The organism is Actinosynnema sp. CA-299493, assembly GCF_050946825.1.
GTDB lineage: Bacteria > Actinomycetota > Actinomycetes > Mycobacteriales > Pseudonocardiaceae > Actinosynnema.
Window position 1 is genome coordinate 7,105,013 of sequence record NZ_CP191993.1, and the last position, 22,805, is coordinate 7,127,817.

General features: G+C 70.7%; 17 protein-coding genes and 1 rRNA gene. 7 read left to right on the top strand and 11 right to left on the bottom strand.

Annotation, left to right across the window (positions count from 1 at the left end):
* Positions 1-44: 44 nt before the first annotated feature.
* Positions 45-1,562 (bottom strand): 16S ribosomal RNA (locus ACQPYE_RS29770).
* Between the two features lie 514 nt (positions 1,563-2,076).
* On the opposite strand from ACQPYE_RS29770, the gene ACQPYE_RS29775 reads away from it, so the two are divergent.
* The 5 genes from ACQPYE_RS29775 (at position 2,077) to ACQPYE_RS29795 (ending at position 7,548) form a co-directional block, all read left to right on the top strand.
* Positions 2,077-3,045, top strand: coding sequence for an MASE1 domain-containing protein (locus ACQPYE_RS29775; protein ID WP_498716119.1), 969 nt, complete (start codon positions 2,077-2,079; stop codon positions 3,043-3,045).
* Positions 3,045-4,130, top strand: coding sequence for a lycopene cyclase family protein (locus ACQPYE_RS29780; protein WP_498716121.1), 1,086 nt, complete (start codon positions 3,045-3,047; stop codon positions 4,128-4,130). The genes ACQPYE_RS29775 and ACQPYE_RS29780 overlap by 1 nt, the downstream gene beginning before the upstream one ends.
* Positions 4,131-4,171: 41 nt before the next feature.
* Positions 4,172-5,875 (top strand): EAL domain-containing protein, encoded by a 1,704-nt coding sequence (locus tag ACQPYE_RS29785; protein WP_498716122.1) that lies wholly within the window; start codon positions 4,172-4,174, stop codon positions 5,873-5,875.
* Between the two features lie 82 nt (positions 5,876-5,957).
* A complete protein-coding gene (locus ACQPYE_RS29790) occupies positions 5,958-7,070 on the top strand; it encodes a carboxylate-amine ligase (protein WP_498716124.1) in 1,113 nt (370 codons plus the stop codon).
* A gap of 64 nt (positions 7,071-7,134) precedes the next feature.
* Positions 7,135-7,548 carry a CBS domain-containing protein gene (locus ACQPYE_RS29795; RefSeq protein WP_498716126.1) on the top strand — a complete coding sequence of 138 codons (414 nt, stop codon included), beginning with the start codon at positions 7,135-7,137 and terminating at the stop codon, positions 7,546-7,548.
* 72 nt (positions 7,549-7,620) lie between these two features.
* On the opposite strand, the gene ACQPYE_RS29800 is transcribed toward ACQPYE_RS29795, so the two are convergent.
* From ACQPYE_RS29800 to ACQPYE_RS29835, 8 genes are all read right to left on the bottom strand, one after another.
* Positions 7,621-8,019 carry a metal-sulfur cluster assembly factor gene (locus ACQPYE_RS29800; RefSeq protein WP_498716128.1) on the bottom strand — a complete coding sequence of 133 codons (399 nt, stop codon included), beginning with the start codon at positions 8,017-8,019 and terminating at the stop codon, positions 7,621-7,623.
* Positions 8,016-8,459, bottom strand: coding sequence for a Fe-S cluster assembly sulfur transfer protein SufU (gene sufU / locus ACQPYE_RS29805; RefSeq protein WP_498716129.1), 444 nt, complete (start codon positions 8,457-8,459; stop codon positions 8,016-8,018). The genes ACQPYE_RS29800 and sufU overlap by 4 nt, the downstream gene beginning before the upstream one ends.
* 1 nt (position 8,460) lies before the next feature.
* Positions 8,461-9,738 (bottom strand): cysteine desulfurase, encoded by a 1,278-nt coding sequence (locus ACQPYE_RS29810; RefSeq protein ID WP_498716131.1) that lies wholly within the window; start codon positions 9,736-9,738, stop codon positions 8,461-8,463.
* A gap of 63 nt (positions 9,739-9,801) precedes the next feature.
* Positions 9,802-10,575, bottom strand: coding sequence for a Fe-S cluster assembly ATPase SufC (sufC, locus tag ACQPYE_RS29815; RefSeq protein ID WP_498716133.1), 774 nt, complete (start codon positions 10,573-10,575; stop codon positions 9,802-9,804).
* 52 nt (positions 10,576-10,627) lie between these two features.
* On the bottom strand, positions 10,628-10,948 hold the full coding sequence (locus ACQPYE_RS29820; RefSeq protein WP_498716135.1) for a non-heme iron oxygenase ferredoxin subunit: 321 nt from the start codon (positions 10,946-10,948) through the stop codon (positions 10,628-10,630).
* Complete coding sequence (sufD, locus tag ACQPYE_RS29825; protein WP_498716136.1) at positions 10,945-12,135, bottom strand: Fe-S cluster assembly protein SufD; 1,191 nt, start codon at positions 12,133-12,135, stop codon at positions 10,945-10,947. The genes ACQPYE_RS29820 and sufD overlap by 4 nt, the downstream gene beginning before the upstream one ends.
* Before the next feature lies 1 nt (position 12,136).
* Positions 12,137-13,582, bottom strand: coding sequence for a Fe-S cluster assembly protein SufB (gene sufB, locus ACQPYE_RS29830; protein WP_053721370.1), 1,446 nt, complete (start codon positions 13,580-13,582; stop codon positions 12,137-12,139).
* Positions 13,579-14,280, bottom strand: a complete 702-nt coding sequence (locus ACQPYE_RS29835) for a helix-turn-helix transcriptional regulator (protein WP_498716138.1) — start codon at positions 14,278-14,280, stop codon at positions 13,579-13,581. The genes sufB and ACQPYE_RS29835 overlap by 4 nt, the downstream gene beginning before the upstream one ends.
* A gap of 116 nt (positions 14,281-14,396) precedes the next feature.
* On the opposite strand from ACQPYE_RS29835, the gene mptB reads away from it, so the two are divergent.
* Together mptB and ACQPYE_RS29845 are read left to right on the top strand one after the other, a co-directional pair.
* Positions 14,397-15,959, top strand: coding sequence for a polyprenol phosphomannose-dependent alpha 1,6 mannosyltransferase MptB (gene mptB / locus ACQPYE_RS29840; protein ID WP_498716139.1), 1,563 nt, complete (start codon positions 14,397-14,399; stop codon positions 15,957-15,959).
* A gap of 237 nt (positions 15,960-16,196) precedes the next feature.
* The gene (locus tag ACQPYE_RS29845; protein ID WP_498716140.1) at positions 16,197-19,841 is read left to right on the top strand and encodes a patatin-like protein; all 3,645 of its coding nucleotides are present in this window, start codon (positions 16,197-16,199) and stop codon (positions 19,839-19,841) included.
* Between the two features lie 208 nt (positions 19,842-20,049).
* On the opposite strand, the gene ACQPYE_RS29850 is transcribed toward ACQPYE_RS29845, so the two are convergent.
* A complete protein-coding gene (locus tag ACQPYE_RS29850) occupies positions 20,050-22,074 on the bottom strand; it encodes a glycosyltransferase (protein WP_498716142.1) in 2,025 nt (674 codons plus the stop codon).
* Positions 22,071-22,712 (bottom strand): DUF998 domain-containing protein, encoded by a 642-nt coding sequence (locus ACQPYE_RS29855; RefSeq protein WP_498716144.1) that lies wholly within the window; start codon positions 22,710-22,712, stop codon positions 22,071-22,073. The genes ACQPYE_RS29850 and ACQPYE_RS29855 overlap by 4 nt, the downstream gene beginning before the upstream one ends.
* Between the last annotated feature and the right edge of the window lie 93 nt (positions 22,713-22,805).

Below are 22,805 nucleotides of genomic sequence, written 5' to 3' on the forward strand. Positions count from 1 at the left end.
CTCCACAGGCCACCCGAAAGTGACCGGTGAGGAATGCTCCTTAGAAAGGAGGTGATCCAGCCGCACCTTCCGGTACGGCTACCTTGTTACGACTTCGTCCCAATCGCCAGTCCCACCTTCGACCGCTCCCCCCAGCAAGCTGGTTGGGCCACGGGCTTCGGGTGTTACCGACTTTCGTGACGTGACGGGCGGTGTGTACAAGGCCCGGGAACGTATTCACCGCAGCGTTGCTGATCTGCGATTACTAGCGACTCCGACTTCACGGGGTCGAGTTGCAGACCCCGATCCGAACTGAGACCGGCTTTGTGGGATTCGCTCCACCTCACGGCTTAGCAGCCCTCTGTACCGGCCATTGTAGCATGTGTGAAGCCCTGGACATAAGGGGCATGATGACTTGACGTCATCCCCACCTTCCTCCGAGTTGACCCCGGCAGTCTCCCATGAGTCCCCGCCATTACGCGCTGGCAACATGGAACGAGGGTTGCGCTCGTTGCGGGACTTAACCCAACATCTCACGACACGAGCTGACGACAGCCATGCACCACCTGTACACCAGTCCGAAGAGGCCTACATCTCTGCAGGTTTCCGGTGCATGTCAAGCCCAGGTAAGGTTCTTCGCGTTGCATCGAATTAATCCACATGCTCCGCCGCTTGTGCGGGCCCCCGTCAATTCCTTTGAGTTTTAGCCTTGCGGCCGTACTCCCCAGGCGGGGTGCTTAATGCGTTAGCTGCGGCACGGAGGACGTGGAAGTCCCCCACACCTAGCACCCACCGTTTACGGCGTGGACTACCAGGGTATCTAATCCTGTTCGCTCCCCACGCTTTCGCTCCTCAGCGTCAGTATCGGCCCAGAGACCCGCCTTCGCCACCGGTGTTCCTCCTGATATCTGCGCATTTCACCGCTACACCAGGAATTCCAGTCTCCCCTGCCGAACTCAAGTCTGCCCGTATCGACTGCAGGCTCCACGTTAAGCGTGAAGTTTTCACAGCCGACGCAACAAACCGCCTACGAGCTCTTTACGCCCAATAATTCCGGACAACGCTCGCACCCTACGTATTACCGCGGCTGCTGGCACGTAGTTAGCCGGTGCTTCTTCTGCGGGTACCGTCAGTTGCCCTTCGTCCCCGCTGAAAGAGGTTTACAACCCGAAGGCCGTCATCCCTCACGCGGCGTCGCTGCATCAGGCTTTCGCCCATTGTGCAATATTCCCCACTGCTGCCTCCCGTAGGAGTCTGGGCCGTGTCTCAGTCCCAGTGTGGCCGGTCACCCTCTCAGGCCGGCTACCCGTCGTCGCCTTGGTAGGCCATTACCCCACCAACAAGCTGATAGGCCGCGGGTCCATCCTGTACCGCCGGAACTTTCCACCCCACAAGATGCCTAGTGGAGTCATATCCGGTATTAGACCTAGTTTCCCAGGCTTATCCCAGAGTACAGGGCAGGTTACCCACGTGTTACTCACCCGTTCGCCGCTCGTGTACCCCGAAGGGCCTTACCGCTCGACTTGCATGTGTTAAGCACGCCGCCAGCGTTCGTCCTGAGCCAGGATCAAACTCTCCAATAAGGAATGTTTGATCGCTCCGAACAACACTGACAATAATGTCAGTTGTCCAGTAACAATCTCAAAGGAAACCTCTTGACGAGGTTCATAAATTTACTGGCTATTCGGCACGCTGTTGAGTTCTCAAAGAACACGCGCTCACCATCTCGTCCCGCAGTCTTACCGCGGTGCAATCCGGGGCTTTGTGTTTCCGGTGTTTCGCTTGCTGTGGTTGAACCTTAGCTCGTTCGTTTTCGCGGTGTCAAATCGGCCGGTTTCGGCTTCTCGGCTCCGCGACAAACTCGCTTAGCATTCAATTGTGTGCTACCAGTCCAGGGCCGAGGCAGCACGCTGTGCTGCTGATTCAGTCCCGGGGGCTTCTGCGCGCCGCGCTCCGTTCCGGTTTCTCTCCGGCCCGTTCCGCGCTGGCAGAGAGAAAGTTACACCCCGCCTCCCGCAGAGACAAATCGGGGGGTCGACTACGTCATCTCCGCAGCTAGACGTGGTGCGACCCCCGGGGACGGTGGATGCTGTGCCGGTGCAGCCCTCGCCTCGGTTCGGCCGGTACGCGTTCCACGTCGTCCTCGTCGCGGCTTGTTACTACGCGGGCGCGCTGGTCGGTCTCCTCCAAGCACTGGTCAACGACCAGGTGACGCCGTTGTGGCCGCCGACCGGTGTCGCCGTGCTCGCCCTCCTGCTGTGCGGGCTGAAGATGTGGCCGGGGATCGCACTGGGCGCGTTCGTGGCCAACACGACGCTCGCCGACCTCGACGCGACGGTCCTCATCACCGCCGGCAACACGATCGCTCCCCTCGTCGCCTACCTCCTGCTGAGGCGAGCGGGCTTCCGGTTGGAGATGGACCGCACGCGTGACGCGCTCGCCCTGGTGCTGTTGGGCGGGCTCGTGGGCATGGCGGTCAGCGCGACCTTCGGCGCGGGCACGTTGCTGGTGACGGGCGTCATCGACGGCGCGCTGTTCTGGTCGACGTGGACGGTGTGGTGGACCGGTGACGCGCTGGGCGTGCTGGTGTTCGTGCCGATCGTCCTGGCGTTCCGCTCGTTCCGCCCGCGCGGCCACACCGCGCCCCGGTGGGTGGAGGCCGCCGGGTTGACGGCGAGCACGGCGGCGGTCATGGCCGTGGCGAGCACGAACGACCTGCGGCTGATGTACCTGGTGTTCCCGTTCCTGATCTGGGCGGCGCTGCGCTTCCAGCACCTGGGCACGGCCCCGTGCGCGTTGATCGCGACAACTTTGGCGGCGCGGGGCGCGGCCCGCAGCACGGGTCCGTTCGCCGACCTGGAACTGCCGGTGCGGATGGTGACGCTCCAGGCGTTCAACGGGACGGCGGTGCTGACGGCGCTGCTGCTGTCGACGGTGATCTCCGAGCGCAACGCGGCGCGGGCGGCGATCGAGCGGACGGTGACGCAGCTGGCGGACGTGGTGGCGCGGTACCAGCCGCCGGCACTGGGCGACCTGCTGCCGCCGAGGCCGCCGGAGGAGCGCTGATGGACGTGGTGGTCGTGGGTGGTGGGCCGGCGGGTCGGGCGTTGGCGCGGGCGTGCGCGGCGCGGGGCCTCGGCACGACGCTGGTCGATCCGAACCCGGAGCGGCCGTGGCGGGCGACCTACTCGGCGTGGGTGGACGAGTTGCCCGCCGACGCGCCGGTGGCCGTCAGCACGTCGGGGGCCAGGGCGGTGGCGACGGCGGAGCACGTGATCGCGCGGGGTTACGCCGTGCTGGACAACGAGCGGTTGCGGTGGCTGCCGGCCGAGGTGCGGGTGGTCGCCGGGCGCGTGGTCGCCCGCACCGACCGGACCGCGACGTTGGCCGACGGGCGGGTGTTGGCCGGACGGGTGGTCGACGCGAGCGGCGCGGTGGGTGGTCGGGCGGCGCAGACGGCGGTCGGCGTGGTGGTGCCGGCGAGGTCGGCGACGCCGTTCGTGGGTGCGGACGAGGCGTTGATCATGGACTGGCGCAGGCCTCCCGCGGCCACGACGGGTGATCCGACGTTCCTGTACGCGATCCCGGTGTCGGCGGACGAGGTGTTGTTGGAGGAGACGTCGTTGGCGCGCCGGCCGGGTCTGCCGCTGCGCGAGTTGCGGCTGCGGTTGCACGCGCGCCTGGCCGGGCACGGCATCCCGGTGCCGGAGGTGGAGGAGCGGGTGCGCATCACGTTGGACGGTCGGGCGCGAGACGGCGCATTCGGCGCGGCGGCGGGGTGGGTCCACCCGGCGACGGGGTACAGCGTGGCGGCGGCGTTGCGGCGGGCTCCCCTCGTGGCGGACGCGATCGTGGCCGGCCGCGCGGTGGCGCGGTCAGGGGCGGAGCGCGCGGTGCGCGGGTTGCGGCTGAGAGGCCTGGAGGCGTTGCTGGCGCTGCCGCCCGACGAGGTCCCGGAATTCTTCGACGAATTCTTCCGATTGTCGGGAAGTCTTCAACGCGACTACCTCGGCCGGCACGATGACGGGCTCGCTGACCTGCGCGGGACCGTTCGGGCGATGCTCCGGCTGTTCGGCTCGGCCTCGTGGGGTATGCGTGCCCGGTTGGCATTTCCTGTGCAATCGGCCAAAAGTGCGGGAACACCTGGTTAACGGTCTCGGCAAAAGAAGATCGACCGGGCACGATCGACGCCGTGCCCGCCTTGCTGGATGACGTTCGCTTCGCCTTCCAGCCGTTGTTCAACCTCCACACCGGAGGGGCCGTGGCGGTGGAAGCGCTGGCCCGACCGCACGACGGCACCGTCCAGGACCTGCTGCGGATGGCGTTCCGCGCCGGATACCTGGCCAACACCGACGTGGCGCTCGCGTGCCGCGCGGTCCGGCACGCGGCCGACCACGGGCTCGGCGTGCCGCTGCACGTCAACCTGCTCGCGTTGACGGTCGCGGACAAGCCCGAGCTGATGGCCCCGCTCCACGGCGCGCTGCGCGAGGTGGGGCGCACCCCGGCCGACGTCGTGGTGGAGGTCGGCACGCCGTACTCGCGCGCGCCGCGCCGGCTGCTGGTCAAGGGCGTCGAACGGCTGCGGGAGGACGGGTTCCGGATCGGCCTGGACGGTGTCGGCGAGGGGGACTCGCCGTTGTCGCTGCTGACCGAGGTGCGGCCCGACGTGGTCAAGCTGGACCGCGAGGTGGTGGTGGCGCTGCCCGCGGACCCCGCCCGGTACGCGCTGGCCCAGGCGTTGCAGCACGTGTGCGAGCACATCGGGTCGCTGATCGTCGCGGAGGGCGTGGAGACCGAGGCCCAGCTGGCCGCGCTGCGCCGGCTGGGGGTGCGGCTCGCGCAGGGCAACCTGCTGGCGGCCCCGCAGCGCCGGCCCAAGGTGGACGCGACGATCGCGGCGGTGTTGAGCGAGGTCAACGACCCGGAGGCGGTCACGAGCACGATGACCGCGCCGTTGCGGCGCCAGGCCGGGCCGAAGGTCACCGACTTCCTGCACCCGGCGACCACGCTGCCCGACTCGGCGACGTCGGAGGAGGTGCGCGACGTGCTCGCGAACCAGCCGACGGTCAGCGGCGTGGTGCTCGTGGACGGCGAGGGCAGGCCGCGGTGGACGGTGGACCGCAACCGGTTCCTGCTGGCGGTGACGGGGCCGTTCGGGCACGCCCTGCACGCCAAGCGGGAGGCGGCGCGGCTGGCGGACCGGCCGAAGCTGATCGGCGCGGGGTCGAGCGCGCTGGAGCTGCTGGACGTGGTGGCGCACGCCAACCGCGAGCGCACCAACGACGACCTGGTGGTCGTGGACGACGACGACCGCTGTCTCGGGGTGGTGCGGGTCGCGGACGTGGTGCGCGGCGTGGCCGAGATGAAGGTGGAGCAGGCCGCGGCGTTGAGCCCGTTGACGAGGTTGCCGGGCAGCGACTCGATCGCGCGCGAGGTGGACCGGCGCATCCTGGGCGGCGAGCTGTTCGCGGTGGGGTGGCTGGACGTGGACGCGTTCAAGCGGGTGAACGACTCGGCGGGGTTCGCGGCGGGTGACGACCTGATCCGGGCCATCGGGCGTGCGCTCACCGAGGGCGCGCCGTCGTACCCGGGCGTGCAGGTGGGTCACGTCGGCGGGGACGACTTCCTGGTCGTGGCCGGGTTGGACGAGGTGGTGCCGTTCGCCGCGGGTGTGCTGGACGTGCCGTTCGAGGTCGAGGGGCGCGGGGTGACGTTGTCGTTGGCGACGTTGATCTGCGCGGCCGGGTCGGTGGGGTCGTACCGGGAGGTGTCCCGGTTGCTCGCGCCGTTGAAGGCGCACGCGAAGTCGTTGCGGGGCACCAGTTGGGTGCTGGGGCGGCCGGGCAGCGACCACGTCGACGTCCTGCGCGGCGGGCCGCACCTGGCGGTGAGCTAGGAAGTTCACCGCAAAGCCGCATGTGCGGCCTGCTCGGTTACTCATAGCATCAAGCGGACTACCCTGAGTCGGGAGGTCCCTGGTGAGCGAGGTCACCGCCCTACCGCTTCCGCGAGTCGCCTCGGACCTGCCGCTGTCGGTGGGGGTCGAGGAGGAGTTCCTGCTGGTCGACGCGGCCACCGGGGTGCTGGTGCCGTTGGCGGGCGAGGTGCTGGGCGGCGCCCGGGCCGGCCTCGACCTGCAGACCGAGATCACGCTCTACCAGGTGGAGAGCGCCACCGGGGTGTGCCGGAGCATGGCCGAGGTGCGTGAGCAGCTCCTCGCGGCACGTCGGGAGCTCGCCGCGCTGGCGCGGGCGCACGGCGCGCGCATCGTGGCGACCGGGACCCCGGTGCTCGACGGCGTCCACCCGCCGCCGTTGACCGACTCCGACCGCTACCGCACCATCGCCGCCGAGTACGGGTCGTTGGTTGACGGGCTGACCATCTGCGGGTGCCACGTGCACATCGGGATACCGGACGAGGACACCGGGGTGCTGATCAGCAACCACCTGCGGCAGTGGCTGCCGGTGCTGCTGGCGATCAGCGCGAACTCGCCGTTCGGGAACGGGCGTGACACGGGGTACGCGAGCTGGCGCTACCTGTCGTGGAGCCCGTGGCCGTCGGCGGGGGCGCCGCCGTGGTTCGAGTCGCCGGAGGACTACCACCGCAGCACGCGGGTGCTGCGGTCGACCGGGGCGGCGTTGGACCCGGCGATGATCTACTGGGACGTGCGGCTGTCGGACCGGCACCCGACGGTGGAGCTGCGGGTGTGCGACGTGGCGGCGACCGTGGACGAGGCCGTGCTGCTGGCGGCCCTGGTGCGGGCGATCGCGGTGACGGCGTCGGCCGGCGTGCCCGCGCGGCGCGTGCCGGACCTGGCGTTGCGGTCGGCGTTGTGGCGGTCGGCGCGGGACGGGTTGGACGGCGCGGGGATCGAGCCGCTGAGCGGTCGGCTGGTGCCGGCGGCGGAGATGGTGCGGTCACTGGTGGACTGGGCGCGTCCGGCGCTGCGCCAGGCCGGTGACGAGGACCTGGTGGTCGACGGCGTCGACCGGTTGCTGGTGGACGGCACGGGCGCGGTGCGGCAGCGGCGGGCGTTCCGGCGACGCGGATCGCTCGCGGACGTGGTCGAGATGCTGGTGGCGCAGACGTAGCCGCCGAGGTGTGGGCACGGCGGGCTGGGGCACCCTCGGTCATGGGCGAACAAGGAGGTTCGGCATGACCACCGCACGGGAGATCATGAATTCCGGTGTCCAGTGCGTCAAGGAGGACCAGAGCCTGCTCGACGCGGCCCGGATGATGCGGGACCTGAACGTCGGCTCGTTGCCGATCTGCGGTCAGGACGACCGGCTGCACGGCATCATCACCGATCGGGACATCGTGCTGCGCTGCGTGGCCGAGGGCCGCGACCCGGCGTCGATGAAGGCCGGTGACATGTCCGGGCACCTGCACTGGGTCGAGGCGGACGACGACCTGTCGCACGTGCTGCGGACGATGGAGGACAACCAGATCCGCCGGCTCCCGGTGATCGAGAACCACCGGCTGGTCGGCATGGTCTCGGAAGCGGACCTCGCCCGGCACCTGGACGAGTCGCAGATCGCGGAGTTCGTGGAACGCGTCTACGCCCGCTGACGACCGCCGTGGGCAAGACACGAGCAGGGGCCCTCGCGATGAGGGCCCCTGCTCCGTGCGGCGTGGGTCGGGTCAGACGGTGAAGCCGAGGGCGCGCAGCTGCTCCCGGCCGTCGTCGGTGATCTTCTCCGGGCCCCACGGCGGCATCCAGACCCAGTTGATGCGGAAGTCGTTGACGATCCCGCTCGCGCCGCCACCGCCGCCGACCAGCGCCGACCGCGTCTGGTCCTCGATGACGTCCGTCAACGGGCACGCCGCCGAGGTCAGCGTCATGTCGATGAGCGCGGTGTTCTCCTCGTCCACGCGGATGTCGTAGACCAGGCCCAGGTCGACGACGTTGATCCCCAGCTCGGGGTCGACGACGTCGCGCATGGCCTCCTCGACGTCGTCCACCGCGGCCACGTCTGCCTTCGGCGCGGGCGGCTCGGGCATGCCCTCGATGCCGCGCACCACGTCTTCTTCGGCGGTCATGCCTTTGCTCCCTCGCTGCGTGCCACCGCGTCCTTGAAAGCCATCCACCCCAGCAGCGCGCACTTCACGCGCGCCGGGTACTTCGCCACGCCCGCGAACGCGATGCCGTCCTCCAGGACGTCCTCGTCCGGCTCCACCTGGCCGCGGCCCTGCATGAGCTCCACGAACGCGTCCATCTTCACGAACGCCTCGTCCAGGGGCTTGCCGACCACCAGGTCCGTCAGCACCGAGGTGGACGCCTGGCTGATGGAGCAGCCCTGCCCGTCGTAGGACACGTCGCGCACGGTGTCGCCGTCGAGCGAGACCCGCAACGTCACCTCGTCGCCGCACGTGGGGTTGACCTGGTGCGACTCGGCGTCGAACGGGTCGCGCAGGCCGCGCCCGTGCGGGTTCTTGTAGTGGTCCAGGATGATCTCCTGGTACATCTGCTGAAGCTGCATCTCAGACCACCCCGAAGAACTTCTGCGCCTCGCGGACGGCGTCCACCAGGGCGGTCACCTCGTCCGGCGTGTTGTACAGGTAGAAGCTGGCCCGCACGGTGGCGGCGGCGTCCATCCGCCGGTGCAGGGGCCACGCGCAGTGGTGGCCGACGCGCACCGCGACGCCCAGGCTGTCGAGCACCTGGCCGGCGTCGTGCGCGTGGATGCCGTCGATGACGAACGACACCGCGCCGCCGCGGTCCACCACTTCCGTCGGACCCACGACCCGCACGCCCGGCACCTCGGCCAGACCGCGCAGCGCCAGCTCGGTGAGCTGGTGCTCGTGCGCGGCGATCCGGTCCATGCCGATGGCGTCGAGGTAGTCCACCGCCGCGCCCAGCGCCACGGCCTGCGACGTCATCGGCACGCCCGCCTCGAACCGGGCGGGCGGCGGCGCGAACGTCGACCGCGCCATGTGCACCATCTCGATCATCGACCCGCCGGTGAGGAACGGCGGCAGGGTCTCCAGCAGCTCACGGCGCCCGTACAGGACGCCGATGCCGGACGGGCCGAGCATCTTGTGGCCGCTGAACACCGCGAAGTCCACGCCGAGCGCCTTGAAGTCGACCGGACCGTGCGGCACGGACTGGCACGCGTCCAGCACGGTGAGCGCGCCCACCGCGCGGGCCGCGTCCGCCAGCACCCGCACCGGGTTGACCGTGCCGAGCACGTTCGACTGGTGGGTGAACGCGACGACCTTGGTGGCCGGGGTGATCAACGAGTCGATCTCCGACAGGTCGAGCCGGCCCTCGTCGGTCACGCCGAACCAGCGCAGCGTGGCGCCCGTGCGGGCGGCCAGCTGCTGCCACGGCACGAGGTTCGCGTGGTGCTCCATCTCGGTGACGACGATCTCGTCGCCGGGGCCGAGGCGGAACCGCTCGGCCTCGGGACCGGCGGTGGCCGCGTTGCCCATCGCGTACGCGACGAGGTTCACGCCTTCGGTCGCGTTCTTGGTGAACACGATCTCGCCGTGGTCCACGCCCACGAAGTCGGCGATCTTCTGCCGCGCGCCCTCGTAGGCGTCCGTCGCCTCTTCGGCCAGCTGGTGCGCCCCGCGGTGCACCGCGGCGTTGGCGGTCTCCAGGAAGGCGCGCTCGGCGTCGAGGACCTGCCTCGGGCGTTGCGAGGTGGCGCCGGAGTCCAGGTAGACCAGCCGCTTCCCCTCCCGCACGGTGCGGCCCAGGATGGGGAAGTCCGCGCGGACGGTAGCGACGTCCAGTGCGGTAGCGGTGGTGGTCACTGGTCCGACGCCTCCTCTCGATACGTGTTCACGGAACAAGGTGTTGCCCCACAGGGTGCAACGTCAGGCGATGCCGGCTGCTTCCGGCTTTCCGATGTACTTCACGTAACCCTCGGCCTCGAGCTGGTCGGCCAGCTCCGGACCGCCGGACTCGGCGATGCGGCCACCGGCGAACACGTGCACGAAGTCGGGCGAGATGTACTTGAGGATCCGGGTGTAGTGCGTGATCAGCATGACGCCGACCTCACCGGACCGCTTGTACCGGTTCACGCCCTCGGACACGACGCGCAGCGCGTCGACGTCCAGGCCGGAGTCGGTCTCGTCGAGGATCGCGATCTTCGGCTGGAGCAGCCCGAGCTGCAGGATCTCGTGGCGCTTCTTCTCGCCGCCGGAGAAGCCCTCGTTGACCGAGCGCTCGGCGAAGGCCGGGTCGATGTCCAGCTCGGACATCGCCTCCTTGACCTCCTTGACCCAGTGGCGCAGCTTCGGCGCCTCGCCGCGCACGGCGGTGGCGGCGGTGCGCAGGAAGTTCGACATCGAGACGCCGGGCACCTCGACCGGGTACTGCATGGCGAGGAACACGCCCGCGCGGGCGCGCTCGTCCACGGTCATCCCCAGCACGTCCTCGCCGTCCAGCAGCACGCTGCCGGAGGTGACGTCGTACTTGGGGTGCCCGGCGATGGCGTAGGACAAAGTGGACTTGCCCGAGCCGTTGGGGCCCATGATCGCGTGGGTCTCGCCTGCCTTGATGGTCAGGTCGACGCCCTTGAGGATCTCCTTGGAGCCGTCGTCGGTGTTGACCGAGACGTGCAGGTCCTTGATCTCCAGAGTGGCCATTGGGTGCTTCGTTCTCCTGGTGTTGCGGGCGAAAGTCAGTTCGTAGCCAAGGTCAGTTCACCGCCGCGGTGACGTCCACGTAGACGTCGTCACCGCGGAGTTCGACGGCGAACACGTCGACCGGCTCGGTGGCGGGCGGCGAGGACGGGCGGCCGGTGCGCAGGTCGAAGCACGACCCGTGCAGCCAGCACTCCACGCCCTTGCGCGTGACCTCGCCCTCGCTCAGCGCCACTTCGGCGTGCGAGCACAGGTCGCGCAGCGCGTGCACGGTCTCGCCGTCGCGGACGAGCAGGACCGGGGTGTGCTCGTCCCCGACCCCGAACGCGGCGGGCTTGCCGTCGTCGAGGTCGGCCAGCGAGCACACCCTGATCACACGCCCACCGCTTCGAGCTCCGCCTCGATCGCGGCTTCCAGGCGCTCGCGCACCTCGGGAACGGCGATCTTGAGCAGGATCTCGTGGAAGAAGCCGCGCACGACCAGCCGGCGCGCCTGGTCCTCCGGGATGCCTCGGGCCTGGAGGTAGAACAGCTGCTCGTCGTCGAACCGGCCGGTGGCGCTGGCGTGGCCCGCGCCCTCGATCTCGCCGGTCTCGATCTCCAGGTTGGGCACCGAGTCGGCGCGCGCGCCGTCGGTGAGCACCAGGTTCCGGTTGAGCTCGAAGGTCTCGGTGCCCTCGGCGGCGGCGCGGATCAGCACGTCGCCGATCCACACCGTGTGCGCGTCCTCGCCCTGCAAAGCGCCCTTGTAGACCACGTTGCTGCGGCAGTTGGACGCCGAGTGGTCGATGAAGGTGCGGTGCTCCAGGTGCTGGCCCGCGTCGGCGAAGTACAGGCCGAGCAGCTCGGCGTCGCCGCCGCGGCCGGTGTAGGTGACCACCGGCGTGAGGCGGACGACGTTGCCGCCGAGGGTGATGACGGTGTGCTTGAACGAGGCGTCGCGGCCCAGCTTGGCGTGGTGCGACGAGACGTGCACCGCGTCGTCGGCCCAGTCCTGGATGGCGACCACGGTCAGGTGCGCGCCGTCGCCGACGACGAACTCGATGTTGTCGGCGTACGCGCCGGAGCCGCGGTGGTCGATGACGACGACGGCCTCGGCGAACTGCTTCGCGTGCACGTGCAGGTGGCCGTAGGCGACCTGGCCCTCGCCCGCGCCGGTCACCGTGATGGTGGTCGGCTCGGACTTCGCGTCACCGGGGAGGGTGACGACGGTGGCCTCGGTGAACGACGTCCACGCCTGGGCGGCGACGCGGTCACCGGGGGTGCCCGCGACGCCGAGGCGCTCGTCGCCGCGCGCCGCGGTCTCGACCGTGACGCCCTCCGGCGCGGTGACCTCGACGGTCGCCGTGCCGGTGGCCTCGGCGCCGTTGTGCAGGTTCGCCAGGCGCTTCAGGGGGGTGAAGCGCCAGATCTCCTCGCGACCGCCGGGCACCTCGAACGCGTTCACGTCGAAGGACGTGAAGTGGTCCGCGCGCGAGGAGATCGGGGCTGTGCCCGTCTTCCCGGCGCCACCGTGCGAGTGGGCCGTCAGGCCGTGTTGCTGGTCTTCGGTGGTGACGGCCATGTCAGCCGACGGCCCCTTCCATCTGCAGCTCGATCAGGCGGTTCAGCTCGAGGGCGTACTCCATCGGCAGCTCGCGCGCGATGGGCTCGACGAACCCGCGCACGATCATCGCCATGGCCTCGTCCTCGTTGAGACCGCGGGACATCAGGTAGAACAGCTGGTCCTCGGAGACCTTCGAGACCGTGGCCTCGTGGCCCATCGACACGTCGTCCTCGCGGACGTCGACGTACGGGTAGGTGTCCGAGCGGCTGATGTTGTCCACCAGCAGCGCGTCGCACTTGACCGTGGACTTCGAGTGGTGCGCCCGCTTGTTGACCTGGACCAGGCCGCGGTAGGAGGTGCGACCGCCGCCGCGCGCCACCGACTTCGACACGATCGTGGACGACGTGTACGGCGCCATGTGCACCATCTTCGCGCCGGCGTCCTGGTGCTGGCCCTCGCCCGCGAACGCGATCGAGAGGACCTCGCCCTTGGCGTGCTCGCCCATCAGGAACACGGCCGGGTACTTCATGGTGACCTTGGAGCCGATGTTGCCGTCGATCCACTCCATGGTCGCGCCCTCTTCGGCCTTGGCGCGCTTGGTGACCAGGTTGTAGACGTTGTTCGACCAGTTCTGGATGGTCGTGTAGCGGCAACGACCACCCTTCTTGACGATGATCTCCACGACGGCGGAGTGCAGCGAGTCCGACGAGTAGATCGGCGCGGTGCAGCCCTCGACGTAGTGCACGTACGCGCCCTCGTCGACGATGATCAGCGTGCGCTCGAACTGGCCCATGTTCTCGGTGTTGATCCGGAAGTAGGCCTGGAGCGGGATGTCGACGTGGACACCCTTGGGCACGTAGATGAACGAGCCGCCCGACCACACCGAGGAGTTCAGCGCGGAGAACTTGTTGTCACCCGAAGGGATGACGGAGCCGAAGTACTCCTTGAACAGCTCCGGGTGCTCGCGCAGCGCGGTGTCCGTGTCGAGGAAGATGACGCCCTGCTCCTCGAGGTCCTCACGGATCTTGTGGTAGACGACCTCGGACTCGTACTGGGCCGCGACGCCGGACACCAGGCGCTGCTTCTCCGCCTCCGGGATGCCGAGGCGGTCGTAGGTGTTCTTGATCTCGTCGGGCAGGTCGTCCCAGGTCGCCGCCTGCTTCTCGGTCGACCGGACGAAGTACTTGATGTTGTCGAAGTCGATGCCCGACAGGTCGGAGCCCCAGGTCGGCATGGGCTTGCGGTCGAACAACCGCAGCGCCTTGAGCCGGAACTCCAGCATCCACTCGGGCTCGTTCTTCTTCGCCGAGATGTCCCGAACGACGTCCTCGTTCAGGCCCCGGCGAGCGCTCGCGCCTGCCACGTCCGAGTCGGACCAGCCGAACTCGTAGTTGCCGATGCTCGCCAGGGTCTCTTCCTGGGTGAGCGGGGCTGTGGTGGTGCGCTGCTCGGCAGCGGCAGTCATGCGGGCTCCCCTCCATCTGGGATCCGGGGTGTGTTCGGGATGTGCGTCGTGCACACGGCATCGCCGCGGGCGATGGTGGCCAGGCGCTGGACGTGCGTGCCGAGCAGGTCGGCGAACGCCGCCGTCTCGGTCTCGCACAGCTGCGGGAACTCCGCCGCGACGTGCGCCACCGGGCACAGGTGCTGGCAGAGCTGCTCGCCCGCACCCACGTGGCGCGCCGAGGCAGCGTAGCCCTCCCTGGTCAGGGCCACCGCGAGGGCCTTGGTCCGCTCCGCGGCGTCGGGCTGGGCCACGATGGCCGCGCGGTGCCGGTCGACGAATGCGGACACCCGTCGTTCGGCGAAGGTTCGTACCGCCTCCTCCCCGCCGTGCTCGGCGAGGAACCGCAACGCGGACGCGGCGAGGTCGTCGTAGGCGTGCCCGAAGCGGGCCCGCCCCTGCTCGGTCAGCAGGAAGAGCTTGGCCGGGCGACCCCGGCCGCGCTGGCCCCGTCGAGAGGCCTCCCTGCTCGTCGCCTCGCCGTCGGCCACCAGCGCGTCGATGTGCCGGCGCACCGCCGTGGGGCTCAGGCCCAGCTGCTCCGCGACCGAGGCCGCGGTCACCGGACCCTGCTCCAAAAGGAGCCGTGCGACGGCGTGCCGGGTACGGCCGTCGTGCCCGGACGGCACAGCGGTCGAAGAGGTCCCGGCGTTTTTCACAACACCAGTGTTGCGTATTTCGTCGGCGGTCGCAAAGATCGGCCCTCGCCGGGTGACCCGAGTCACGCGTTCGGGCCGGTCGCTACCCTTCGGACGTGGCGGCGGGCGGAATGGTGATGGCTAACCGGAGCGAGATCGGCGAGGCAGCACCCCTCGACGCGCCCGAACGGCGACAGCTCGACGTGATCCGCCGGTGGGGCACGGTGGGCGCGTTGCTGCTGGCGGTCGGGTCGCTCGGATCGGGCGCCGCGCCGATCTTCAGCCCGCTGCCGGGCACGCCGCTGCTCGGGCTGTTCCCCCGGATGCCCAGCGCGTCGATGGCCGTCGCGTGGACCGGCATCTTCCTCATCGTGTCGGCGTGGCTGTGGCTGGGCCGGTTCGCCCGGCCGGGACGTCCCCGGCTGGTGTCGCGCAGCCAGCTCGACCGCACGCTGCTGATGTGGATCACGCCGCTGGTGTTCGTGCTGCCCATGTTCAGCCGGGACGTCTACAGCTACCTGGCCCAGTCGCAGATCGCGGCCAACGGGCAGGACCCCTACGAGCTCGGCCCGGCCACGGCGCTGGGCGTCGAGCACGACCTGACGAAGAACGTGCCGAACATCTGGCGCGAGACGCCCGCGCCGTACGGGCCGCTCTTCCTGGCCGCCGGGCGGGTCATCTCGATGGTGACCGGCGACAGCGTGCTGCCCGGCATCTTCCTGCACCGGCTGCTGGGGCTGCTGGGGCTGGCGATGATCGTGTGGGCGCTGCCTCGGCTGGCCCGGCGCTTCGGCGTGCCCCCGGTGAGCGCGCTGTGGCTGGGCGCGGCGAACCCGCTGGTGCTGTTCCACCTGGTCGTGGGCGTGCACAACGAGGGCCTGGCGATCGGCCTGATGCTGGTGGGGCTGGAGTTGGCGTTGCGCAAGATGCCCGTGGCGCCGGGCGTGCCGATGACGCGCGAAGAGCTGCTGTGGATAGTCCTGGGCGCGACCATGATCACGTTCGGCGCGGCGGTGAAGATCCCGGCCGCGCTGGGGCTCGGGTTCCTGGGCGTGCTGATCGCGCGGCGGTGGGGCGGGCGGTTCTCCGACCTGGTGCGGGCGGCGTTGTTGTTGCTGGTCATCTCCGGTGTGGTGATGGTGGGCACGTGCGTCGGCACCGGGCTCGGGTTCGGGTGGGTGGAGACGCTGAACGTGGCCGGCACGGTGAAGAGCTGGATGTCGCCGCCGACCGCGATGGGGTTCATGGGCGGCGGCCTCGGGCTGCTGCTCGGGCTGGGCAACCACACCGAGTCGGTGATCGTGCTGATGCGGATCGTGACGCAGGCCGTGTCGGTGGTGATCGTGGCGACGCTGCTGTGGAAGGCGTTCCGGGGTCGGATCAAGGCGGTCAACGGCCTGGGGGCCGGGTTGGGCGCGGTGCTCGTGCTCGGGCCCGTGCTGCAGCCGTGGTACGTGCTGTGGGCGGCGTTGCCGCTGGCCACGGCCGTGCTGGCGCGCCGGTTCCGGGTGTTCGCCACCGTCGCCAGCGCGGTGATCGCGGTGATCCTGCCGCCTACCGGCTCGGCGTTCGACGGGCGGGCCTACATCGTGCCGCAGGCCGTGGCGGGCGCCTTGATCGCGTTCGCCGTGTGCCTCTTCGTCGCCCGCAGGCAGGTGCTCCCCCTGCTCAAGCGCGACCCCCTCCCCGGCTACGCCTGACCCCGCGAGAGTCCTACGTTCACGCCGCGAGAGTCCTACGTTCGGAACACCCGAGTTGAACGCTCAGAGCACGCGGCATCGGGCCGGGGCCGCGCTGAGCGTTGAACTCACCCCTCGTGAACGTAGGACTCTCGACGCGTGAACGTAGGACTCGCGTGTGCGGGATGTAACTGGGTGGGGGCGGTGGGCGAGGTAGGGGGTGCGGGAGGATCGGGGCAAGTCGGGGAGGTGGGCGTGATGGTGGACGTGCCCAGGGAGCAGATCCGGTTCGCCGTCGTGCTCAACGGGGGTGTGAGCCTCGCCGTGTGGATGGGCGGGGTCGTGCTCGAGCTCGACCGCCTGACCAGGGGTGACGGCCCGTACGCCGACCTGCTGGACCTGGTCGGCAGCACGGCGCGCGCCGACGTCATCACGGGCACGTCGGCAGGCGGCATCAACGGCGCCGCGCTGGCGTTGTCGCAGGTCAACGCCAACGCCCGGCTGGAACGGCTGCGTGACCTGTGGGCCGAGCAGGGCCGCATGGAGCAACTGCTGCGCACGCCGTTCCGGGGGCAGCCGGCGTCACTGCTGCGCGGCGACGAGTTCTTCCTCCCGAGGCTCCGGGAAGCACTCGGACGCCTGACCTCGGACTTCGTCCCGCAGGAGGACCGGCCGGTCGACCTGCGCATCACGACCACGCTGCTCACGGGCGTGCCCACGGTCACCCACGACGACCTCGGCCAGACCCTCGTCCAGGCCACCCACCAGGGCAGCTTCTCGTTCCGCCGCGACCCCGGCGGCCGGGACGACTTCACCGCCGAGAAGCTGCCCACGCTGGTCAGCCGGATGGCGCTGGCCGCGCGCTCGTCCGCCTCGTTCCCGTTCGCGTTCGAGCCGTCGTTCATCCCGGTCGCGCCCGGCGCGCCCGACGGGGACAAGCCCAACATGGCCGAGGTCGCCTCCTGGGCCAACGACACCGACAACCGGTCCCGCTACGCCGTCGACGGCGGTGTCCTGGTCAACACGCCCACCGAGGAGGCGTTGGAGGCCATCGACCGGATGCCCGCCGAGGGCCCGGTGCGGCGGGTGATGCTGCTGGTGTTCCCGCACGCCCCCGAGGCGGTCGTGGAGCCGGTGGCCCCGGTGGACGGCGCGCTGCCCAGCACCCTGGCCACCGGCGGCAAGCTGCTCGGCGCGCTGACCAGCCAGAGCGGGCGGACCTACGTCGACCGCATCGAGGAGCACAACCGCAACGCCGCCTCCCGTCGTGGCGGGCGCAACGCCCTGCTCGACCGGCTCGCGTCCGGCGGCTCGGTCACCGGCCGGGTGTACGCGCTGGCCGAGACCCTGCACGACCACTACGAGGACGTGCGCATCCGGCACGCCGCCCGCGACGTCACGACCCGCCAGTTCGAGGTGCCGGGCGCGAACGCCGCCGGCTGGACGTTCGAACGGGTCCGCACGGCGGCCGAGGCGGCGCAGCGCGAGTACCGCGCGGACCACAGCAGGCTGCCGTACGTGCCGACGCGGCCACAGCCCGCCGCGTTGCCCGACCACGGCTGGCCGTGGGGCATCACGATGGCCGAACGGCTCGCGTCCGCCGCGATGGACCTGCTCAAGCGCCTGGTGTGGGTCATGCCGGACGCCCAGCGGCTCGCGATGGCCCGCACGAACCTGTTCGACGTGCGGGCCAGGCTGCGCGCCGCCCGGATCGAGCTGGACGAGCACTGGACCACCGGCGTCGCGGAGGAGCTGGACCAGGAGTACTGGGAACGGCGGGTGCGGCGGTTCGCCGAGAAGATGCTGGACGAGCCGGACGGTGTCGGGCAGCGGGTGCGCGAGCAGGTGGAGCGGATCGCGGGCGTCCTCGGCGACGCGCACGACATCCTCGACCAGCTGGAGGAGGAGCAGCTGCGGATCGGCGGGCTGCGGTCGTGGCACCGGCTGCTGACCGAGCCGCGCACCGACGCGGAGGCCGGTGCGGGCCTGGTGGCGGGCGAGCTGTGGCTGTCGCGGGTGCTGGCGCTGGAGGTCGCGACGACGTGCCTGGCCGACGACACCCGCGGCGGCCTCGACCAGGCCGTGGAGCTGGTGCAGATCAGCCTGCAGACGCGCAACGCGTTCGCCGAGTACAGCGTCACCGCCGAGGACAAGGCGGGCGGCGCGTCGCTGCACCGGTTCTCCGGGTTCCTCAAGCGGTCCTGGCGGGTCAACGACTGGATCTGGGGACGGCTCGACGGCGCGACCATGCTGTGCAAGGTGCTGTTCGACCCGAAGCGGCTGCTGCGCGTGGACCGGCTGACCGGCACGGGCGGCGACCCCGTCGAACGGGCCGCGGCGAAGGTCGACGAGCTGGTGGTGGAGCTGTTCGGCGACGGCGTGCCGGACGAGCTGGCGCCGTGCGTCGAGCGGGCGAAGGCCGAGCTGGGGAAGGTCTACGCGAGCCCGGACGGCGACCACCCGCCGACCTGTTCGGCGTTGGCGGAGCTGGCCGCGTGGGGCCTGCACGTGCGGATCATCTGCGAGGAGCTGCCCGCGTTGCGCGCCGCGATCCTGGCCGACCGGCACGAGGGCGCGGACCGGCGTTCGCGCGGCGAGCTGTTCCTGGAGGAGCAGGCGGCGCTGCTGGCCCGGCTGCCCGTGCGCACGGACGCGGAACGGGTCGAGGTGGGCGTGCGGGGGTTGAGCGCGTTCGACCGTGCGGGCATCGGGCGTGAGCCGCTGGTGCAGGAGGCGAGCAGCGACCAGGTGATCCGGACGGCGGCGACGGCCGCGGCGGTGGCGATCACCGTGGCCGACAGCGACAACTCGGGCCTCGGCACGGCGAAACCGCTGACCAGGACGTTGCGCGGGGCGGCGCTGCTGCCGTACTGGACGATCACCGGTCTGACCAGGGGCGGCCGGTTGGCGCAGTTCCTGGGGCTGCTCGGGTTCGCGCTGGGCGGGGCGCTGCTGGTGCTGTCGCTGTTCGACCTGCTGCCGCCGTGGGCGGTGGGTCCGGCGGCGGCGCTCGGCGGCGGCACGCTGCTGGCCGCGTTCGGCTACGCGGCGCTGCGTTCCGGCACGTTGCTGCACGGTCTCGTGCTGCTGTCGCCGGTGATCCCGCTGGTGACGGTGGCGATAGACCGGACCAGGAACGCGTTGGCCGGGGAGGCCGGCGACCAGGCCGTGACGGGCATGGTGGCGGTCGGTGGCGTGCTGCTGGTCGTGGTGGGGCTGCTGATCATCGGCAGCCTGCCCGCGCCGGTGGGCACGCCGCTGGCCGTGCTGGGCAGGATCCGGCTCAAGCCCCGGCTGCTGGTGCGGGTGCTCGTGGCGGCGGCGATCGTGGTCGGCGTGTGGGCCGTGGTGCGGTACCGGCTGTACGACCTGAGCCCCGTGCCGGTGGTGGTGGGCACGGTCGTGGCGATCGTGTTCGGCGCGGTCACGTCGTACGTGCTGGGCAGTTCGCTGCGCCGGTGGCGGCAGGTGGACGGGGTGTGGGACACGGAGGCCGCCGAGCCGCCCGCGTCCGCGACCGCCGGGTGGGCCGCGGTGTACGGGGCCGTGCTGCTGGTCGTCGCCGCGGTGGTGCAGGTGTTCTCGCTGCGGTTCACCGGGTGGGAGGCGGTGCTGGGCACGGCGTTGGCGTTCGGCCTGGTGCTGTTGCTGGTGACGACGTGGTGGGTGCCGCTGCGGGCCAGGCGGACCATCGCCACGTCGCTGGTGGAGCAGATGTCCATCGTGGACTTCGAGGCGGAGGACGTGGCCGAGGCGCTGCTGCGGCGGCTGGAGGGGCACGGGATGCTGTTCAAGTTCCTCACCGAGCTGGACGCCACCGGCAAGCCGCGCCTCAACGCCACCGGCCGCCGCGTGGCCAACCGCGCCGCCCACCGCTCCGTCACCGGCTCCGACCTCGACTGACCCCTGCGCGAGAGTCCTACGTTCACGCGGTGAGAGTCCTACGTTCAGGGCCCCCGAGTTCAACGCTCGGCACGTGCTGCGGCCGGGGCTCGCGTGCTGAGCGTTGAACTCGGGTGTCCTGAACGTAGGACACGCACGTTCCGAACGTAGGACACGCGCGACGTGAACGTAGGACTCTCGCGGCGTGGAGGTAGGACTCTCGCGGGGGTCAGGCGGCGAGGGCCGGGGTGTGGTGGACGGGGGGCAGGCCGAGGGCGCGGGCGTAGAGGGACTCGAAGGTCTCCAGGGTGGTGTCGATGGCGTGGGCGGCGATGAGGTCGCTGCTCGCCGCGCCCATGCGGGCGGTGACGGTGGGGTCCGCGGTGACGGCGTGCAGGCGGTCCGCCAGGCCGCGCACGTCGCCCGGCGTGAACAGCCAGCCGTTGCGCCCCGGCTTGCACAGGTGCGGCAACGCCATCGCGTCCGCCACCACCACCGGCTTGCCCGCGGCCATCGCCTCCATCGTCGCCAGGCTCTGGAGCTCGGCGATGCCCGGCATGCAGAACACGTCGGCGGCGGCGTAGGCGTCGAGCAGCTCGACCTCGCTCACGACACCGCGGAACCGGACGCGGTCGGTGATGCCCAGGTCACGGGCCAGCAGCTCCCACTCCGCCCGGCACGAGCCGTCGCCCACGATCTCGGCGTGCAGGCGCGGCACGAGGGCGAGGGCGCGCAGCAGCTCGTCGACCCGCTTCTCCTCGTCCAGCCGACCCACGAACAGCACGGTCGGCGCGTCGGTGTGCCGCACGGGCTTGCGCCCCCGGTACCGGTCGATGTCGATCCCGCACGACACCGGCACGGCCCGCGCCGGGAACCCGTTGTCGTGCAGCAGCTGCACGGCACGCGGCGTCGGCGCGGTCACCACGTCCGCGAGGCCGAACACCCGGCCCAGGTCGCGCCACGCCCACCGCGACGCCACCCCCTGCAACCACACCGGCACGCGGGCGTGCCCGAACAGGTTCTCCGGCATGAAGTGGTTCGTCGCCACCGTCGGGATGCCCAGCGACGCCGCCTGCCGCAGCACGTGCCGACCCACCACGAAGTGCGCCTGGACGTGCACCAGGTCCGGCCGCAGCTCCTCCAGCAGCGCGCCGACGTCCTCGCGCACCTGCCACGGCAGCCCGACGCGGAACGTGCGGTGGAACGGCGTGCGGTGCGAGCGCACCCGGTGCACGGTGATCCCGTCGGCGCGTTCGGTGCGGGCCGCGCCGTCCGCCGACACGCAGATCACGTGCACGTCGTGGTCGCGGCCGGCGAGTCCGGTGGCGAGGCGGTGGGCGAACCTGGCCGCGCCGTTGACGTCCGGGGGGAACGTCTCCGCGGCGATCACGATCCGCATGGCGCGTCCGTTGGTCACTGTCGTCTCCGATCGGGTGGGAACTGCGGGAAGGGTTCGGGTGCGGGCGAGCGCGACGACGCCACCGACGGCGAGCGCGGCGCACGCGACCTGGGCGAAGCCGACGAGGGAGCTGGTCCGGGTCGCCTCGCCGAGCAGCCCCGCGCCGATGCCGACGGCCACGAGCGGGTCCACCACGGTGAGGCAGGCGACCGCGACGTGCGGCGGTCCGCCGGCGTAGGCGTGCTGGATGAACCAGCCGCCGACGACGAGGGCGGCGGCGATGCCCGCCGCCGAGAACGCGGTCGTCCACGCCAAGCCGCCCCGTTGGACGTCCTGGGACACCGACCGCATGAGCACCGACACGAAGCCGTAGGCGACGCCGCCCGCCGCGCCGAACCCGAGGGCGCGCACCGCCGGCCGGGTCGACAGCACGCCGACCAGGCCCGGGACCGCGATCAGGCCCAGTGCCAGCAGCGCGGCCCGCAGCTCGGCCTCCGGCGCGACCGCAGTGGACGTGGCGCTGCCCGCGGCCAGGAGCACGAAGGCCCCCACGCCGAACGTGGTCCACGCGACCGTGGGCAGCTCACGCCGGCGACCGTCGAGCACCGCGGTGATGCCGATCGCGACCACGCCGACCGGCTGCACCACGCTCAACGGCGCCATCCCCAACGCCGCGGCGTGCACACCGGCGCCGAGGACGAGCAACACCAGGCCCAGCAGCCACCGCGGCCTGCGCAGCAGCTCCAGGACCCGCAACGCGCCGTCGCCGGCCCGCACGGCGTCGTGCTGCAGGCGTGCGGCGAAGGCGAAGAACACCGCGCCCACGACCGCGAGCAGGACGGCGACCCACGTCATGACGTCTCCTCGCGGCGCAGGACGGCGGAGGCCAGCGCGAACAGCAGGCCGTACAGCAACGCGAACAACAAGCGCTCGAAAAGTCCGAGCACGACCGCGCCACCGCCCGGGAAGACCACCGACACGTGGCTGAGCATGAATGCCACCGAGGTGATTCCAGCGGCGATGGAAAAACGACGCAAGGTGGCACTGGGGATGAACGTCCGGGAAATCAGCCACCCGGCCAGCGGCAGGCTCGCGAACATCACCGCGCCCGCGTAGCGGTGCACCGCGCCGGAGAACGACGTGGGCGTGCCGATCGGGTCGGTGGGGAACACCGTCGCCACCGCGAGCCCCGCCGACCACAGCCCCATGAGCACCGCGACCGGCCCCCGCCTGGGCAGACCCGACCGGACCAGGGCGACGAGCAGGCCCGCCGACGCCGCCGCCAGGGACAGCGACGTCACGGCGAGCAAGCCGCTGCCGTTGTCCACGAAGATGTAATCGCTGATCGTGTGTGCGATCGGGCTGAGTTCGCCGACCGACGCCACGTGCAGGTAAACAATCGGGAACAGTGACAGGACGAGCCCCACGACGGTCAGCGGCAACACCGCCGCCCGTCTTTCCCCCCGGATCTCCACCACGAGGAAAATCTTCACCCGGAATGGTGACGGAAGATATCGGGAACACCCCCGAGACGACCCTGATGCCACCCGGAGAACCCTGGTGGGGCTGACCCCACCACCGGGGTG

What these genes read in the sequence shown, in the direction of transcription:
- ACQPYE_RS29780 (WP_498716121.1), top strand. Translation starts at nt 3,045, where the DNA reads ATGGACGTGGTGGTCGTGGGTGGTGGGCCGGCGGGTCGGGCGTTGGCG.
- ACQPYE_RS29795 (WP_498716126.1), top strand. Translation starts at nt 7,135, where the DNA reads ATGACCACCGCACGGGAGATCATGAATTCCGGTGTCCAGTGCGTCAAG.
- ACQPYE_RS29800 (WP_498716128.1), bottom strand. Translation starts at nt 8,019, where the DNA reads ATGACCGCCGAAGAAGACGTGGTGCGCGGCATCGAGGGCATGCCCGAG.
- sufU (WP_498716129.1), bottom strand. Translation starts at nt 8,459, where the DNA reads ATGCAGCTTCAGCAGATGTACCAGGAGATCATCCTGGACCACTACAAG.
- sufC (WP_498716133.1), bottom strand. Translation starts at nt 10,575, where the DNA reads ATGGCCACTCTGGAGATCAAGGACCTGCACGTCTCGGTCAACACCGAC.
- sufD (WP_498716136.1), bottom strand. Translation starts at nt 12,135, where the DNA reads ATGGCCGTCACCACCGAAGACCAGCAACACGGCCTGACGGCCCACTCG.
- sufB (WP_053721370.1), bottom strand. Translation starts at nt 13,582, where the DNA reads ATGACTGCCGCTGCCGAGCAGCGCACCACCACAGCCCCGCTCACCCAG.
- mptB (WP_498716139.1), top strand. Translation starts at nt 14,397, where the DNA reads ATGGCTAACCGGAGCGAGATCGGCGAGGCAGCACCCCTCGACGCGCCC.
- ACQPYE_RS29845 (WP_498716140.1), top strand. Translation starts at nt 16,197, where the DNA reads ATGGTGGACGTGCCCAGGGAGCAGATCCGGTTCGCCGTCGTGCTCAAC.
- ACQPYE_RS29850 (WP_498716142.1), bottom strand. Translation starts at nt 22,074, where the DNA reads ATGACGTGGGTCGCCGTCCTGCTCGCGGTCGTGGGCGCGGTGTTCTTC.